Below are 14279 nucleotides of genomic sequence, written 5' to 3' on the forward strand. Positions count from 1 at the left end.
TTCAGACGCGTCGGCCATGGGCTTCTCCCAACAAGCCATGGGGGCGCACAATGAGAACGGCAATGAGCACCAGATAGGCCACGATGTCTTTGGTGCCATCGGGCATGTAGACACCGGCGTACTGTTCAATCAGGCCAATCAGAAGACCGCCCACAATCGCCCCAGGAATGCTGCCAAAGCCGCCCAGCACCAGGGCTGACAAGGCTTTGAGGGTGACAAACCACAAACTGATGTCCACCAAGGTGATGGGCGCCAACAGCACGCCTGCAAATGCCGCCGTGACTCCCCCCAGCGCCCAGACCATGGAGTTCACGCGCTTGACGCGCACGCCGTTCAAGTATGCGGCCAGTTGGTTTTGTGAAGCCGCTTGCATGGCCACACCCAGCCGGGTGAAGCGGAAAAAGAAGAACAGGACCAAGGTCACCATCATGGACACGCCCAGGATCACCAATTGCAAGTTGGCTATCGACAGGCCTGCCAATTGCGTGCTTTGCTGGCTCCAGGGTGTGGGGTAGTTGCGTGACTCAGGCCCAAACAGCATGCTCACCGCACCCCGGATCATGAAGGCCAGTGCAATGGTCAGCATCACACCGGCAAATTGCGGTTGGCCTGCAATGCGGCGAATGACCAAGGCATCCAGTGCAAAAGCAAACAGGGCCACGCCCAGCACGGTGATCATCAAGGCCAGCCAAAACGGCAAGCCCCACACCGTGATCAGGCCCCAGGCACTGAAGGCCGAGACCACCAGCAAGTCACCGTGGGCAAAGTTAAGCACTTCGGTGGCTTTGTAAATCAGCACAATGCCCAGCGCCACCAGCGCATAAATGGCCCCCACGGCGATGCCGTTGATGGTCAGTTGGGCAATGGTTAGCCAAAAATCATTCATGGCGCTTTCCCATCGGAAGTTGGGAATGAGACTTCCCAGGGGTTCAGGTTCTGGTGGCAGTGATCGCACGCCACCATGGGGAAGAAGCGGTGTTGACAGGCGCGATGGCGTGGGCGAATCGAACTGTGTTCGTGCAAATGCGATTCACTGGCCCAGTTGGAGAGGCAGACGATGTAGCCAAACAAATCTCGGCTGCTGGGGGTCAGCCGGTACAGCCTGCGGCGTGCATCCTGTCCATCGGTTTCGCAGCTGAGCAAGTGACACTCGACCATGTCCGAGAGTCGGCGCGACAGGACTTTGGGCCCGATGCCAAGCACATGGGTGATTTGGTCAAAGTAGTGGCAGCCGAGCACCACCGCCGTGAGGATCAACAAACTCCAGCGGTCAACGCGCAAACCCAGGCTCATGTCGCGGGCCTCCCGCACGGACATCCGTGGGGTGCGAAGCCCCTCCAGCGGTTGATGTCGCAAGCGGGTGTTGGGCACAAGGCTGTAGTCCAGATCCTTCATGCTGATCGTTTGACCGCAGGCTTTGCAGCACAGCGCTGGATTGAAGTGGTGTTCGCATGGTTGATGGAAAAGTTTTTTCGGCAGGTCTTGCGCGCGATTCCCCCATTTCTTCTCCCAGGCCCAAATCATCAGGGTGGCGTCGTACAAACCCAGGCCTTTGCGGGTCAGGTGGTATTCATGGCGCGGTGGGTTGTCCTGGTACAGGCGTGGCTTGATAACCCCGATTTGCACCAATGAGCGCAAGCGATCAGACAAAGTGGGGCGGGGAATGTTGGAAAAGTTTTGCAGCTCGTCGAACCGTCGAATCCCCAAAAAAGCCGACAACATGACTTGGACTGTCCAGCGGTCTCCAAAGACTTTCAGGCCGTGGCTCAGTGTGCTGCTGGCCAGCGCAGCTTGTGTGAGTTCGAGGTCGGGGGTGTGGATCATGCGTGTGATGCGCGAAGTGCTGGCTGATCAGGTGTCAGACGCGTTCCACCACCATGGCCACAGCCAAGCCGGCGGCCCCGCACAGGCTGATCACGGCACGGCGCGCTTGCCGGGCTTCCAGTTCGTCCAGTGCCATGCCCACGAGGGCACTGCCCGTGGAGCCCATCGCATGGCCCAGCGCTATGGCACCGCCATTCACATTGAGCTTGCTGTGGGGAACATCCAGGTGCTTCATGTAGTGCAGCATCAGTGAGGCGAAGGATTCATTCACTTCAAACAGATCAATGTCCTGGATTTTCAGACCTGCTTTTGACAAAGCCTTTTGTGTCGCTTGTACCGCTCCGGTCAACGCCAGCGTGTGGTCCACACCCACGGAGGCTGTGGCCAAGATGCGCGCCCTGGGTTGGAGTCCCAGCCTGGCCGCCGCACCAGGACTGGCCAGCAACACCACGGAGGCACCATCTGCCGTGGCTGGCGAGTTGCCTGCGTGGTGCACATGATCAATCCGGTCCAGGCCATAGCGCTGACACATCAGGCGGTCAATCCCGTACTTTTCGGCCATGGCTGCAAAGGCGGGTTTGAGCCCGGCCAGACTCTCCAGTGTGGTCTGCGCTCTGGGGGTTTCGTCTTGCGCCAGCAAGGAAACGCCTTGAGCATCCACAACGGGCACGACCGAGCGAAAACGCCCTTGTGCCAAAGCGGCGACTGCGCGTTGCTGAGAGGCCACGGCATAGGCATCGCATTGTTCACGGCCGAAACCTTCTTGCGTGGCAATGGTGTCGGCGCTGATGCCAATGGGCACCAGCATGGTTTGCTGCTGGAAGTCAAAGTCATGGGTGAGCGGCCCTTGGTCTGAGGCCATGGGCACATGCGACATCATTTCGACACCACCGCCCACGGCCAAGCTGTCGTTGTCCATGGCCTGCTGTGATGCCAGATGAACAGCACTCAGACCTGAGGCGCAGTAGCGGTTGATGCTCAGGCCTGGCACGCTGTCTTGCCAGCCGGCACGCAACAGGGACAACTTGGCGATGTTGGCACCTTGGTCTGCGGTTTGGGTCACACAGCCGATGAGGGTGTCGCTGACCTGCGCAGTATTCAGGCCGGTGCGCTTGGCCAAGGCGGTTAATTGCTGGGCCAGCAAGTCGACTGGTTTGATCTGCCGCAGGGCCCCTTTGTCATTGCCACGGCCACGTGGGCTGCGCAAGGCCTCGATGATCAGGGGATGGCTCATGGGGTGTCCTTGGTCTGAGGGGCGCGGTTCGGCAGACGCGGGAAAAAGGCAGGCACTGTGGCGCAATAGTTGGCATAGCCAGGTTTTGTTTTGACCATGTGGCGCTCCATCAGCGCGGTTGCAGAGCCCTTGTTCATGAACCAGGTGACATACACCAGTGGCAGCACCGAAAACCATCCCCAGGGGTGTGCCAGTGCAAACACCCCGTAGCCCCACCACATGCAGGTCTGTCCGAAGTAGTTGGGGTGGCGTGTCAAGGCCCACAGGCCGGTGTCGAGCAGTTGCGAGCGGTCGGTGCGTTGGCGTTTGAAGCGTGTCAGTTGCCAATCACTGCCGGCTTCAAAGACGAAGCCCACACACCAGACCAGCGCGCCGGCGATGTGCCAAAAGCCGATGTCCCCGGGCGCGCGCATGCCAAAAACCAAGGGAACCGTCCAAATCCAGATCACCACGCCTTGCAGCAAAAAAACCTGAAAATAGCTCCACCACCACCAACGTGCACCAGAGCGCTGGCGCCAGCGTGCATAGCGAGGGTCTTCACCGTGCGGTAAATTTCGCCAAAGGATGTACAGCGTGTAACGCCCAAATCCGATGCTGGTCATGGTCAACAAAAGGACATTGGAAGCGTGGGCTTGTGCGCCGAGGTGCAAATAGAGCCACCAGCTGGTGCCCAGCAACAACACACCGTAGGCAATGTCCATGATGCTGGCGTCTCGCTTGAGCAAGCTGATGCCCCAGACCACGGTGAGACAGACCCAAAGCCAGATACCCAATTGTAAAAAAGTAAACAGAAAATTCGTGGCCCCTGCACTGCTGAGAGCCAGCGCTGCGACAGCCAAAGGCAATATGGGGTAAGCCCGGTCAAGCCAGCGGGTGTTTTCCCGCGGCAGGCCCCACAACCACACAGCGACCATGGCAGCCCAGAGGAGCAGCACCGCCATGGCGTGCTCTTGCCACAAGGTTTCGATCATGCTTGTCCTGCTTCGACGACAAAGCTCACCACCGTGGCGCAGGAGCCGCCAATGTTCAGGGTTTGGAGCCGCTTGGCACCTTCAATCTGACAGGCCTGGGCTTGTCCGGTGACTTGGCGAGCAGCGTCCCAGAGCATGCGTGTGCCGGTAGCGCCCACCGGGTGCCCGCAGCCGATCAGGCCGCCACTCATGTTGACCGGGCAGCGACCACCCTGGGCGATTGAGCCATCTTCGACCGCTTGCCAGCTTTGCCCTGGCGCGGTCAGGCCCAGGTGGTCGATGGCCATGTATTCGGTGGTGGTGAAGCAGTCGTGGGTTTCGATGCCGCTCATCGCGTCAATGCCCGATACACCGGCACGGCGCCAAGCGTCTTCGATGGTTTGTCGCACATGGGGGAACACATAGGGCTGGCCCTGGCTGCGTTCAATTTTGTCGCGCAGTCGCAGACCCGCGTTGCGGTGGCCCCAACCTGCAATGCGCGCCATGCGCTCCAGCGACTTGCCATGCTGGCGGGCATAGGCCTGTGTAAAACAGGCAGAGGCCAACACCACAGCGCAGGCCCCATCGGTGATCTGGCCGCAGTCCTGGCGGCGTGTGCCGGGCTCGATGATCGGGTTGGCTTCGTCGTCATCGGTGAAGCTCAGGGCATCGAATTGCCAAGCGCGGGTTTGCGCCAGGGGGTTGCGTTTGGCATTGCCGTAGTTGATTTCGGCAATGCGGTTCAGGTGCTTGCGGTCAAGCCCGTAGCGGCGTTCGTACTCTTGTGCCAGCAAACCAAACGCGGCGGGCCACATGTAGGTGCAATCTATGTCTTCATGCCCTTGCCAGGCTGCAGCGTTTTGGTTGACCGAGGCCACATTGCCCGAGGTGTTCTTGAATTCCTCGACGCCCATCACCAGCACACAGTCGTAACGGCCCGCTTCGATCTCAGCCATGCCCGCCAACACGCCCAGAGACGATGAAGCGCAGGCACCTTCATGGCGCATGGCCGGCACACCCCAGAGTTCGGGGGTCATTTGCGCCACCATGGAGCCCAGGTGGGCTTGCTGGCGTTGCAGTTCCCCAAAGGCATTGCCCACATGGATGCTCTCGATGGCCGAGGTGTCCAGTCTGGCGTTGTCCAGCACGCCTTGCGTGGCTTCTTGCACCATGTCAGAGATGTCCTGACCCTGGCGGGACCAGGACTTGGCAAAGTCGGACTGGTAACCGCCCAAAATGTAAACGGGTGCGCTCATTGGAAACTCCTGTGGGGATAGGGCAGGGCTTGCAAGCGCTGCATGGCGGTGGTGTATTCGAGGGCCAGTTGCTCCACGATGCTGGCCATGGGGGCGGTTTGGTGGATGGTGCCCAGGCCTTGCCCTGCTGCCCAAACGTCCATCCATTTCTTGCCAGCAAAGGAAGTGCTGCTGTCGTATTGGCGGGACGGGGCATCGGGCATGTTGTCCGGGTCCAGGCCGTTCAGTCGCAGTGATGGTTTGAGCCAACTGGCCGATGTGCCAGTCACCCCTGCGCTGACGATCAGGTCGTCCACCGTGCTGTCAACGATCATTTGTTTGTAGGCCTCGGGCGCCATGCTTTCGGTGGCAGGAATGAATCGCGTGCCCATGTAAACATAATCTGCGCCTGCTGCGATGGCCCCAGCAATCCCCCAGCCATCGCTGATGCCGCCGCCCAGAACCACTTCGCCATCAAAAAATTCGCGGATGGCGCTGACAAAAGCAAACGGTGACAAAAAGCCGGTGTGGCCCCCTGCACCTGCCGAGACGCACGCCAGGCCATCGGCCCCGGCCTTGACCGCTTTTTGCGCCAGCGTCAGGTTGATGACGTCGGCGAACACCCGGCCGCCATAGCCATGCACCACCTCGATGGCGGGTTTGGGGCTGCCCAAAGCCGTGACCACCACCGGCGGTTTGTAGTGAGCGATCAACGCCAGGTCTTGCGCCAAACGCGTGTTGGACGAGTGAGTCACGAGGTTGGCACACCAGGGGCCCACGGTGTCTGCTCCTTGCACATCACGGGCGGCCGCCAAGCCTTCGGTGATGGCTTTCATCCACTCGTCGAGTTTATCGATGGGGCGCGCATTGGGGGTTGGAAAGGCCCCCACAATGCCCGCCTTGCAAGCGGCCATGACCATCTCGGGGCCCGAGATCAAAAACATCGGCGCAGCAAATACCGGCAGTCGAAGGGGCAAGCGTGGGTGGTTCATGCGGTCTCACCACTTTCCTGCGCAACCGGGCGACGCGACTGCACAATGCCAAACCGACCGGCCACAAAAGCCAGGTTGGTCAACGTCGCATTGCCCGCCGGGTTCAGGCCCGTGACGTGATAGTCGCTGTAGGCCGCTGCAAAGTTCAAAGGCATCGCCCCCACCAGGTTGATGGTCAGCTGGGCGCCTGCACGGGCATAGGCTTGTTCGGCCTGTTCAATAAAGTCTTCTCGCGTGGAATACAAAAATGCGGTCAAACCGCCTTGGCTTCGGGCGTCTTGCGTGGCTTGCTTCAGAGCATCCTGTGCATCTTCACACGCGATGACAAAACTGATGGGGCCAAAACGCTCTTGGGCATACAGATCACGCTCGCGCGTGCTGACTTGCAGCATGAGTGGCGTGCTGGTTCGGGCGCCCGGAAATTCCGGGTGCGCATAGGGCTGGGGTGACAGCAGCACTTGGCCGCGCAGCTGGCCTTGGACTTGCAGGTCTTGCAGCAAAGCCAAGGTTTGCGGCGACTGGATGGTGGCCAAAATCATGGACGCTTTTTTCGGGTCCGATGCCAAGGCTTGCACGGCTGAGGCCAGGCGTTGGGCGACCTCATGGAAGGGTACCGTGCCATGCGGCGTGTTCACGCCCGACTGGGGGATATAGATGTTTTGCGGGCTGGTGCACATTTGTGCGCTGAACAGGCACATGGTGGTGGCCAAATTGCGCAAAGCCGCGTCGAGGTCTTGCGTCGATTCCAGCACCACGGTGTTGCAACCTGCTGTCTCGGTGAAGGCCAACGCGGGGTGAGCGTTTTGCTCCACCCATTGGCCAAAACGCACACTGCCGGTGAAGTCCACGATGGCCGTTTTGGGGTGTTTGATCAGCACTTTGCCAATCGGCTCGCTGGTGGTGTCGATGGCCAAGGTCACGAGGTTGGGGTCAAAGCCTGCGGCCTGCAGCACCTGGCGAAAGGCCTTGACCGTGATGGCCATGGGCAACACGGTGGCCGGGTGGGGTTTGAGGATCACCGGGTTGCCGGTGGCCAGGCTCGCCATCATGGACGGCCACGCGTTCCAGGTGGGAAAACTGGCGCAGGAAAAACACACGGCCGTCCCACGGGGCACCAGACGGTAGGTTTTTTGCAAGTGGATTTCAGAGCTGCCAAAGCGCCTGGACCAGTGGGCCGAAGGTGCCACCGAGCGCATGGCTTGTTCGGCATACACCAGGGCTTCGATGCTGCGGTCAAGTGCGTTCACGCCCGAACCGGCATAGGCCATGTTGTAGCTTTGCCCTGCGGTGTGCATGACCGCGTGCAAGACTTCAAACAGGTGGTCACGGTACAAGACTTCGAGCACTTCCATCAACACGCCAATGCGCTGCATATAAGGGGACTGTGCCCAACTGCCCATCGAATTTTCGGCGGCGTCGAACAAGGTGTTGATGTCCGATTGCGGGTAGACCACACCCAAGGATTGTTGGGTATAGGGCGATATTTCTTCGCCGATCCAGTTTGTGATGCCGGGTTGGTCCAGCTCAAATCGCCCGTTCTTCAGGTGCTGTTCAAAAGCCGCGAATCCTGCGCTTTTGGCCTGCGCTGCCTCGGGGTATTTGTCGGGCATGTCCGGGTAAGGGCTCCAGCAATGGCGCGTGGCACAGGCTTGCTGGGCAAGCTCAAAGCGGGTCTGGTGCTTTTCGAAGAGGGTCATCCATGTCTCCAAATCAGTCTTCAAAACGCCCAGTGCACCAGGTTCCAGACATCCAACAAGTCCTGTGCATTGGGAGTTCGGACATCCGTGTTCTTTGGCGGTGCCATGCCATCAGGGGGTGGGTAAGAGAGACTCACGCACCCATGTGCTGTGAAAACCATGCGGCACACGCTGCGGCAAGATGACCCGCGCCACTGGCCCACTGCTGACGTGTTGTGCATCGATGATCCAGACTTCTGAGCGGTCTTTCAGGCCGTTCCAGACAAAGCCGATCAGGTAACCATCGTCTTCGCACTGCGGGTTGTCACGGGGAGCAAATGGGGCCTCACTGAACCAGTAACCTTCGCCGGGGTGGTAAGTCACAGCGCTACCGGTTTCCAGGTCGTACTTGGCCAATCCTGCAAAGTGGGGTTGCTCTACGGTGCGCGCACGGCCCATCAGCACATGGTAGGTATAGCGGTTTTTGTGGCCTTGGTACCAGGCGTTGATCATCGGGAACTCGGTGTTCAGGATGTCGTCCACCACGCTTTCGCGGGTCTGGCCGGTGCTCAGGTTAAAGCGCCATTGGTAGAACTCGTATTCGGTCCCTTGGGTGCCAATCGTGAACAGCAAGCGCTTGACATCCAGGCTGCCGTCAAACTGTTTGGGCATGGCGTAAGGCGTGCCCAGCATGACGATTTCGGTTTCACCCTTTTCATTGATCTCCTCCCAGGCATTGGCCACATGCAGCATGTAGCGCGGGTCGGCTTCAAACCAGCGGATGTCTTGCGCGCTGCCATGTCTGGGAATGACGGCAAAACGCGATTTCCACTCGGGGTGAAACTCCAGGCTGTAACGACCGGCCTTCAAGGCCTCCGGGTTGTTGATCAGCGGGAAGTCATGCAATACGCTGTAGTTGGCCGTGATGGCCATGTCGTGCGGCAAACGGGGGCCCGGCAATTCAACCGGAACCAGGGTTTTCAATTCGCCGGTGGCGCTGAGCACACCATAGTGCATGTAAGGGTGTTGGTTGCCATAGGCAAAAAACAGGTATTCGCCTGTGCGCTCGTCCACGCGTGAGTGGGCCGAAATTTGCAGGCCCTTTAGGCGTGGATCGGACTCGAGCTTGCCAATAGTTTGCAGCGTCAAGGGATCGACCTGGTAGACCGCGCCACCGCGGTACCACATGGACAGCAATTTGCCGTTGTGAAATTTCACATCGGTGTTGGAGGTGTTTTTGAGCGCATCGTCAGGCAATGCGCCTTCGGGCAGGCGTTGTTTGAGTCCAGGTGCCAGGCTTTCACCAGCCGCTTGGTCGGCCTGCAGACCGTCGGTGTTGACCCAGCGATTGCGGTAAGAGACCTGACCTTTTTGAAAATGAACCGCATGCAACATGCCGTCGCCGTCATACCAGTGGTATTTGCCTTTTGGGGTGTGCTGTGGCACAGGTCCATTGCGCACGTACATGCCGCTGAAGTCTTTTGGGATTTCGCCGATGACTTCAAATTCTTGGACCTCCAACTCCTTGTCCACCGGCGCAAAACCCCCCTGTAAATTCGGGTTGTCAATCAGGTAGGGGGGTGTTTCAACGAAGGTTTCAAGTCCCATGTTGTTCTCCAAATCAGTGAGCTTTTCGGGGAAAGGTGGTGGCGAGGGATCAGTGTGCTTGTCCGGAAAGCAAGCCGCCGCGCTCCAAATCAGCGCCGCTGGCCCAGCAGGCATGGGTGCCGCTGCACAGTTTGTGCGGCAACTCAATGCGGCAAACCGGGCCGGCCTCAAACTTCTTGGCGTCGATCAAGATGATTTCTGAACGCTGGGTTTTTTCGTTGGTGATGAAGCTCACCAAGTAGCCGTCGTCTTCGTCCTTGGCATTCACACGTGGGGCAAAGGGTGCTTCACTGGCGTATTGGCCTTCGGGCAAGCGGATTGCCCAGGAGTCGCCGGTTTGCAAATCGTGTTTGACATAACCATGGAACAAAAACCAACCGGGCACTTGAACGGCACTGTAGGCATAGCGGTAAGGTTTTGTGGCGTAGCGCTGGTTGAACATGCCGAACTCCAAAATGCGCTCGTCCAGACGCTTTTCCGTGGTCTTGCCGGTTTTCAGGTTGAAGCGCCAGCGGTGCAGGTGGCAGCCCATTTTTTTCTGATCCAGATACGACATCATGCGCTCGTAACCCGCGGGAGCGCCTTCGTAGTTGCGCGGCATGGGGTTGTCCTGGAAATAGCCGTCGAGCACGATCTCGTCGCCTTCTTCGTAAGCATTTAGCCAGTGCAGCACAAAGGTGGGTGCGGCTTCAAACCAGATGATGTCTTTGGTCTGACCGCGCCTTGGAATGATGGCGATGCGAGAGGGCGTGTCTTTGAAAAACCGCACCACATGCTTGCCTTGGGCCAGCAACTCGGGGTCCCAGTACAGGGGAAAGTCGTTGAGGATGGCGTAGTTTTCGGTATAAGCCATGTCGTGCGGCAAGCGCGGACCCGGCAAAGGAATGGGCACGTAATGCACCAGCTTGTCGTGCTTGTCGACCACGCCATAGTGCATGTAGGGCGCATGCTTGGAGTAGTTGAAAAACAGCAATTCGCCATTGCTTTCGTCCACCTTGCAATGCGCCGAAATGCCGTCCAGCGGCGACCAGGGCGGAATGCCTTCCTGCTCCAGACTCAGCGGGTCCAGGCGATAACCCTCACCGCATTGGTAAAACGTGGTCAAGGCGCGTCCGGCATGCACGACCACATCGGTGCTGGAGGAGTCTTTGAGGCTGCCGTGAGCGCCCCAGCCTGCGCGTTCGGACAGGGCGGGGTCTTCCATCAGGCCCGCCCACAGGGCGCGCCCGGCTTCGAGTTCAGCTTGCAGGCCCTTGGTCTTGATAAAGCGGTTGCGGTAGCTGACCTGACCATTTTTAAAAGCGGCCATGTGCAGCATGCCGTCTCCATCAAAGGGGTGGTACTTGCCCTTGGCTTGCAAGACCGGGTTTTCGGTGTTGCGCAAATAGACGCCATCGATGTCCAGCGGAATGGAACCTTCTAGAACCTTCAGGTCGGTCGCGTTGACTTCTTCGAGCAAGGGTGTCCAGGCGCCTTGAAGATAGGGGTGATCGCCCGGTTCCAAGTTGCTGGCGAGGGTGTTCACAATGTCGATGCTCATCTCGTCCTCAAGTTGATTGCTGTCTCCGATAACCAGATTAGGTCAGTTCAGCAAGGAAAGCAATGGGGTTTGAGCGGATGAGTAGCCATGGAAGTGAATTCTTTTCGGTGCACTTCCCACACTCAATCCTGATTGTTTTCAATGGCAGGCCTTGGCCCTGTTCCGGATGCGCCTGGGTTGCGCAAGAGGAGATTTCGTTAGCGAAGTGAGCCAACCTTGCTCAAAAATTAAGCAAAGTAGGCCAATGAATTGGTTCAAATTGAGATGCCAATTCCCATCAAAGTGGCCGCGCCCTTTCACCTGAGCGCGCAATGATGCCCTAAGGACTCACGTCTCCAGCAATCGCTGCGCCTTGTCCAGCCAGATGGACAAGCTGTCGATCAACTCGGTTTGGCTGAAAGAGCAGCTCTCTTCGGTGAACAAAGCGCTGGACTCCATCCTGTCAATCAGGCCCAGCCAAACGGTTTGGTAGCGCTCAGGCAAAGCGCCCAGCAATACTTTTTGCGCCCTGGCCATGTGACAAAAGTCTCGGGTCTGCAAAGACCCATCGCGCAGTTGTTCCAACGCGTGGTGCAGTTGGTCCAGGGCGGTGGTCAGTTGGGTTTCCATGGATGTTCAAAAAGTAAGAGTGGTGATGTGGCTCACTTGCCCCAGTTGTCCTTCAATCCCACCGCTTGATTGAACACCAGGTGCTGTGCCGAATGGTCCACCCGGTCCGCCACAAAGTAACCCAAGCGTTCAAACTGAAATTTGTCATCGGGCAAGGCCTTGCGCAAGGAAGGCTCTACGATGGCTTGAACCACTTTGAGGCTGTGGGGGTTGAGGGCTTCCAAGAAATCTTTGCCGCCTGCATCGGGTTGCGGGTCGCTGAACAAGCGGTCGTACAAGCGCACTTCGGCTTTGACGCCATCGGCCACGCCCACCCAGGTGATCACGCCCTTGGCTTTGACGCTGTCAGACCCCGCCGTGCCGCTTTTGGTTTCAGGAAATACCTTGGCGTGAACTTCGGTCACCACACCTTGCGCATCCTTGGCAAAACCGGTGCACTCCACCACATAGCCACCTTTGAGGCGCACCACCGCTCCTGCGCTGGTCGCGCCATCGGTATTGCTTTGCGGAGGGCTCAATCGCTTGTAGCCCTTGGGCGGCACTTCGGCGAAGTCGTCCCGCTCTATCCACACTTCTTTGCCGATGGTGAACTGCCGCGCAGCAGGCTCGGGCTGGCCTTCGGGCGGATGGGGCAAAGCGGGCAGGGTGCAGGGCTCCAAATGGCCAGCGCCAAATGCTTCATCCCAATTGGTCAGCACCAGTTTGATGGGGTCGAGCACCGCCATGGCGCGGTGGGCTTTGAGTTCCAAGTCTTCGCGCAAGCAGCCCTCTAAGGTGCTGTAGTCGATCCAGCTGTCCGATTTGGTCACGCCGATGCGATCGGCAAACAGGCGAAGGCTCTCGGGGGTGTAGCCGCGGCGGCGCAGCCCCACGATGGTGGGCATGCGCGGATCGTCCCAGCCGCTCACCTTGCTCTCGTTCACCAATTGCGCCAGCTTGCGTTTGCTGGTGATGACGTAGGTGAGGTTGAGGCGGGCAAATTCATACTGTTTGGGTGAGGGTGCAGCCAGCAAGCCACCTTCGCAGAGGCGCTCCATCAGCCAGTCGTAAAACGGGCGCTGGTCCTCAAACTCTAGCGTGCAAATGCTGTGGGTGATTTGCTCCAGCGCGTCTTCGATGGGATGTGCAAAGGTGTACATCGGGTAGATGCACCACTTGTCGCCGGTGTGGTGGTGGGTGGCGCGGCGGATGCGGTAGATGGCCGGGTCGCGCATATTTATGTTGGGCGAGGCCATGTCGATCTTGGCACGCAGCACCGCAGCGCCGTCATCCAGCTTGCCGTCACGCATTTCACGAAAGCGGGACAGGTTCTCAGAGGGAGAGCGGCTGCGAAATGGGCTGTTAATGCCGGGCTTGCCAAAGTCACCACGGTTGTTGCGCATTTCCTCGGGCGTTTGCTCGTCCACATAGGCGTGACCGGCTTCGATCAAATGCTCGGCTGCGCGGTACATGAAGTCGAAATAGTCGCTGGCTTGGTAGGGCGCGTCGTTGCCCGCTTGTCTCCAGCTAAAGCCCAGCCACTTCACCGCGTCGATGATGGCGTTGACGTATTCGGTGTCTTCTTTTTCGGGGTTGGTGTCGTCAAAGCGCAAGTGGCAGACGCCTTCGTACTCTTGCGCCAGGCCAAAGTTGATGCAAATGCTTTTGGCGTGGCCCACATGCAAATAGCCATTGGGCTCAGGCGGAAAGCGGGTGCGGATCTTGGCGATATCGGGTGCGCCTGCGGCATGGTGCGCCGCGTCCCCAGGGCTGCCCGCCCAGCGGCGCTTGGCGTAAGTGCCTTTGTCCAAATCGTTTTCGATGATCTGGCGCAGAAAGTTGCTGACTTTGTGTTCTTCGGGTGTGGCAGGGGAGGCGGGTTTGGTCATGCGGGGATTTTAGGGGGGGGTGAGGTCGTGGTTGACTGGGGAAACGATGGTATGTATCATGCCATATATCATTCATGTCGAGGTTTTGCATGACAGCCATTGCCAAAATTTTCACCACGGGTCGCAGCCAAGCGGTGCGCTTACCCTTGGAATTCAGATTCGATGTGCCCGAAGTGTTCATCCGTCATGACCCTGCCACGGGGGACGTGGTGCTCTCGCGCAAACCCAGCAGCTGGCAAGGTTTGCTCGAAGCCGTGGCTGTAAACGCCAGCGAAGACCTGTTGATCGAGCGCCGCCAAACCAGTGCAAGGCGCGATCCCTTTGAATCTGTCGAAAAATGACACAGCGTTATTTGTTAGACACCAATGTCATCAGCCACATCATGCAAGGGCGTGACGCCAAGTTATTGGCCAAGTTGAGCAAATTGCCCATTGGACAGACGGCTATTTCCAGCGTGACCTTGGCTGAAATTGAATATGGCATTCAGCGCAGAGGTTCACCGACCAAGTTGAGAAACGCACTTTCACAAGTGATGTTGCACATGGACGTCTTGCCATGGGATGCGGCCGTCGCGACTTGCTATGGCGAACTGTGCAGCAGCTTGGAAACACAAGGCATCAACTTAAGCGACTTTGACATGATGATTGCCGCTCATGCCGTCGCTTTGAAAGCCACATTGGTGAGCCGAGACAAGGCGTTTATGAATGTACCGAAGTCAATTTTGAAATTGGAAATTTGGTGAA

13 protein-coding genes are annotated in these 14279 nt (G+C 58.5%); 2 read left to right on the top strand and 11 right to left on the bottom strand.

Annotated features, from left to right (window positions below):
* Window position 1: 1 nt before the first annotated feature.
* From AC8GFZ_RS14065 to AC8GFZ_RS14115, 11 genes are all read right to left on the bottom strand, one after another.
* Entirely contained in the window at window positions 2-886 is an 885-nt protein-coding gene (locus AC8GFZ_RS14065; protein WP_506645542.1) for a branched-chain amino acid ABC transporter permease, read from the bottom strand.
* Window positions 883-1824: a winged helix-turn-helix transcriptional regulator gene (locus tag AC8GFZ_RS14070; protein ID WP_506645543.1), complete on the bottom strand. Its 942-nt coding sequence runs from the start codon at window positions 1822-1824 to the stop codon at window positions 883-885. Before AC8GFZ_RS14070 ends, AC8GFZ_RS14065 begins: the two co-directional genes overlap by 4 nt.
* Before the next feature lie 34 nt (window positions 1825-1858).
* Window positions 1859-3058 carry an acetyl-CoA C-acyltransferase gene (locus AC8GFZ_RS14075; RefSeq protein ID WP_506645544.1) on the bottom strand — a complete coding sequence of 400 codons (1200 nt, stop codon included), beginning with the start codon at window positions 3056-3058 and terminating at the stop codon, window positions 1859-1861.
* Entirely contained in the window at window positions 3055-4029 is a 975-nt protein-coding gene (locus AC8GFZ_RS14080) for a DUF1295 domain-containing protein (RefSeq protein ID WP_506645545.1), read from the bottom strand. The genes AC8GFZ_RS14075 and AC8GFZ_RS14080 overlap by 4 nt, the downstream gene beginning before the upstream one ends.
* Complete coding sequence (locus AC8GFZ_RS14085; protein ID WP_506645546.1) at window positions 4026-5264, bottom strand: acetyl-CoA acetyltransferase; 1239 nt, start codon at window positions 5262-5264, stop codon at window positions 4026-4028. Before AC8GFZ_RS14085 ends, AC8GFZ_RS14080 begins: the two co-directional genes overlap by 4 nt.
* Complete coding sequence (locus AC8GFZ_RS14090; RefSeq protein ID WP_506645547.1) at window positions 5261-6235, bottom strand: NAD(P)H-dependent flavin oxidoreductase; 975 nt, start codon at window positions 6233-6235, stop codon at window positions 5261-5263. Before AC8GFZ_RS14090 ends, AC8GFZ_RS14085 begins: the two co-directional genes overlap by 4 nt.
* On the bottom strand, window positions 6232-7932 hold the full coding sequence (paaN, locus tag AC8GFZ_RS14095; protein WP_506645548.1) for a phenylacetic acid degradation protein PaaN: 1701 nt from the start codon (window positions 7930-7932) through the stop codon (window positions 6232-6234). The genes AC8GFZ_RS14090 and paaN overlap by 4 nt, the downstream gene beginning before the upstream one ends.
* Before the next feature lie 111 nt (window positions 7933-8043).
* Window positions 8044-9519 (bottom strand): carotenoid oxygenase family protein, encoded by a 1476-nt coding sequence (locus AC8GFZ_RS14100; protein WP_506645549.1) that lies wholly within the window; start codon window positions 9517-9519, stop codon window positions 8044-8046.
* 49 nt (window positions 9520-9568) lie between these two features.
* Window positions 9569-11059 (bottom strand): carotenoid oxygenase family protein, encoded by a 1491-nt coding sequence (locus tag AC8GFZ_RS14105; protein WP_506645550.1) that lies wholly within the window; start codon window positions 11057-11059, stop codon window positions 9569-9571.
* Between the two features lie 327 nt (window positions 11060-11386).
* Window positions 11387-11668: a hypothetical protein gene (locus AC8GFZ_RS14110; protein ID WP_506645551.1), complete on the bottom strand. Its 282-nt coding sequence runs from the start codon at window positions 11666-11668 to the stop codon at window positions 11387-11389.
* A gap of 32 nt (window positions 11669-11700) precedes the next feature.
* Window positions 11701-13536: a glutamine--tRNA ligase/YqeY domain fusion protein gene (locus AC8GFZ_RS14115; protein WP_506645552.1), complete on the bottom strand. Its 1836-nt coding sequence runs from the start codon at window positions 13534-13536 to the stop codon at window positions 11701-11703.
* An 89-nt stretch (window positions 13537-13625) separates the two neighbouring features.
* On the opposite strand from AC8GFZ_RS14115, the gene AC8GFZ_RS14120 reads away from it, so the two are divergent.
* Complete coding sequence (locus tag AC8GFZ_RS14120) at window positions 13626-13877, top strand: antitoxin (protein WP_506645553.1); 252 nt, start codon at window positions 13626-13628, stop codon at window positions 13875-13877.
* On the top strand, window positions 13874-14278 hold the full coding sequence (locus AC8GFZ_RS14125) for a type II toxin-antitoxin system VapC family toxin (protein ID WP_506645554.1): 405 nt from the start codon (window positions 13874-13876) through the stop codon (window positions 14276-14278). The genes AC8GFZ_RS14120 and AC8GFZ_RS14125 overlap by 4 nt, the downstream gene beginning before the upstream one ends.
* Window position 14279 lies beyond the last annotated feature (1 nt).

This window comes from Limnohabitans rimovensis (SeqCode) (assembly GCF_965234775.1).
Lineage (GTDB): Bacteria > Pseudomonadota > Gammaproteobacteria > Burkholderiales > Burkholderiaceae_C > Limnohabitans > Limnohabitans rimovensis.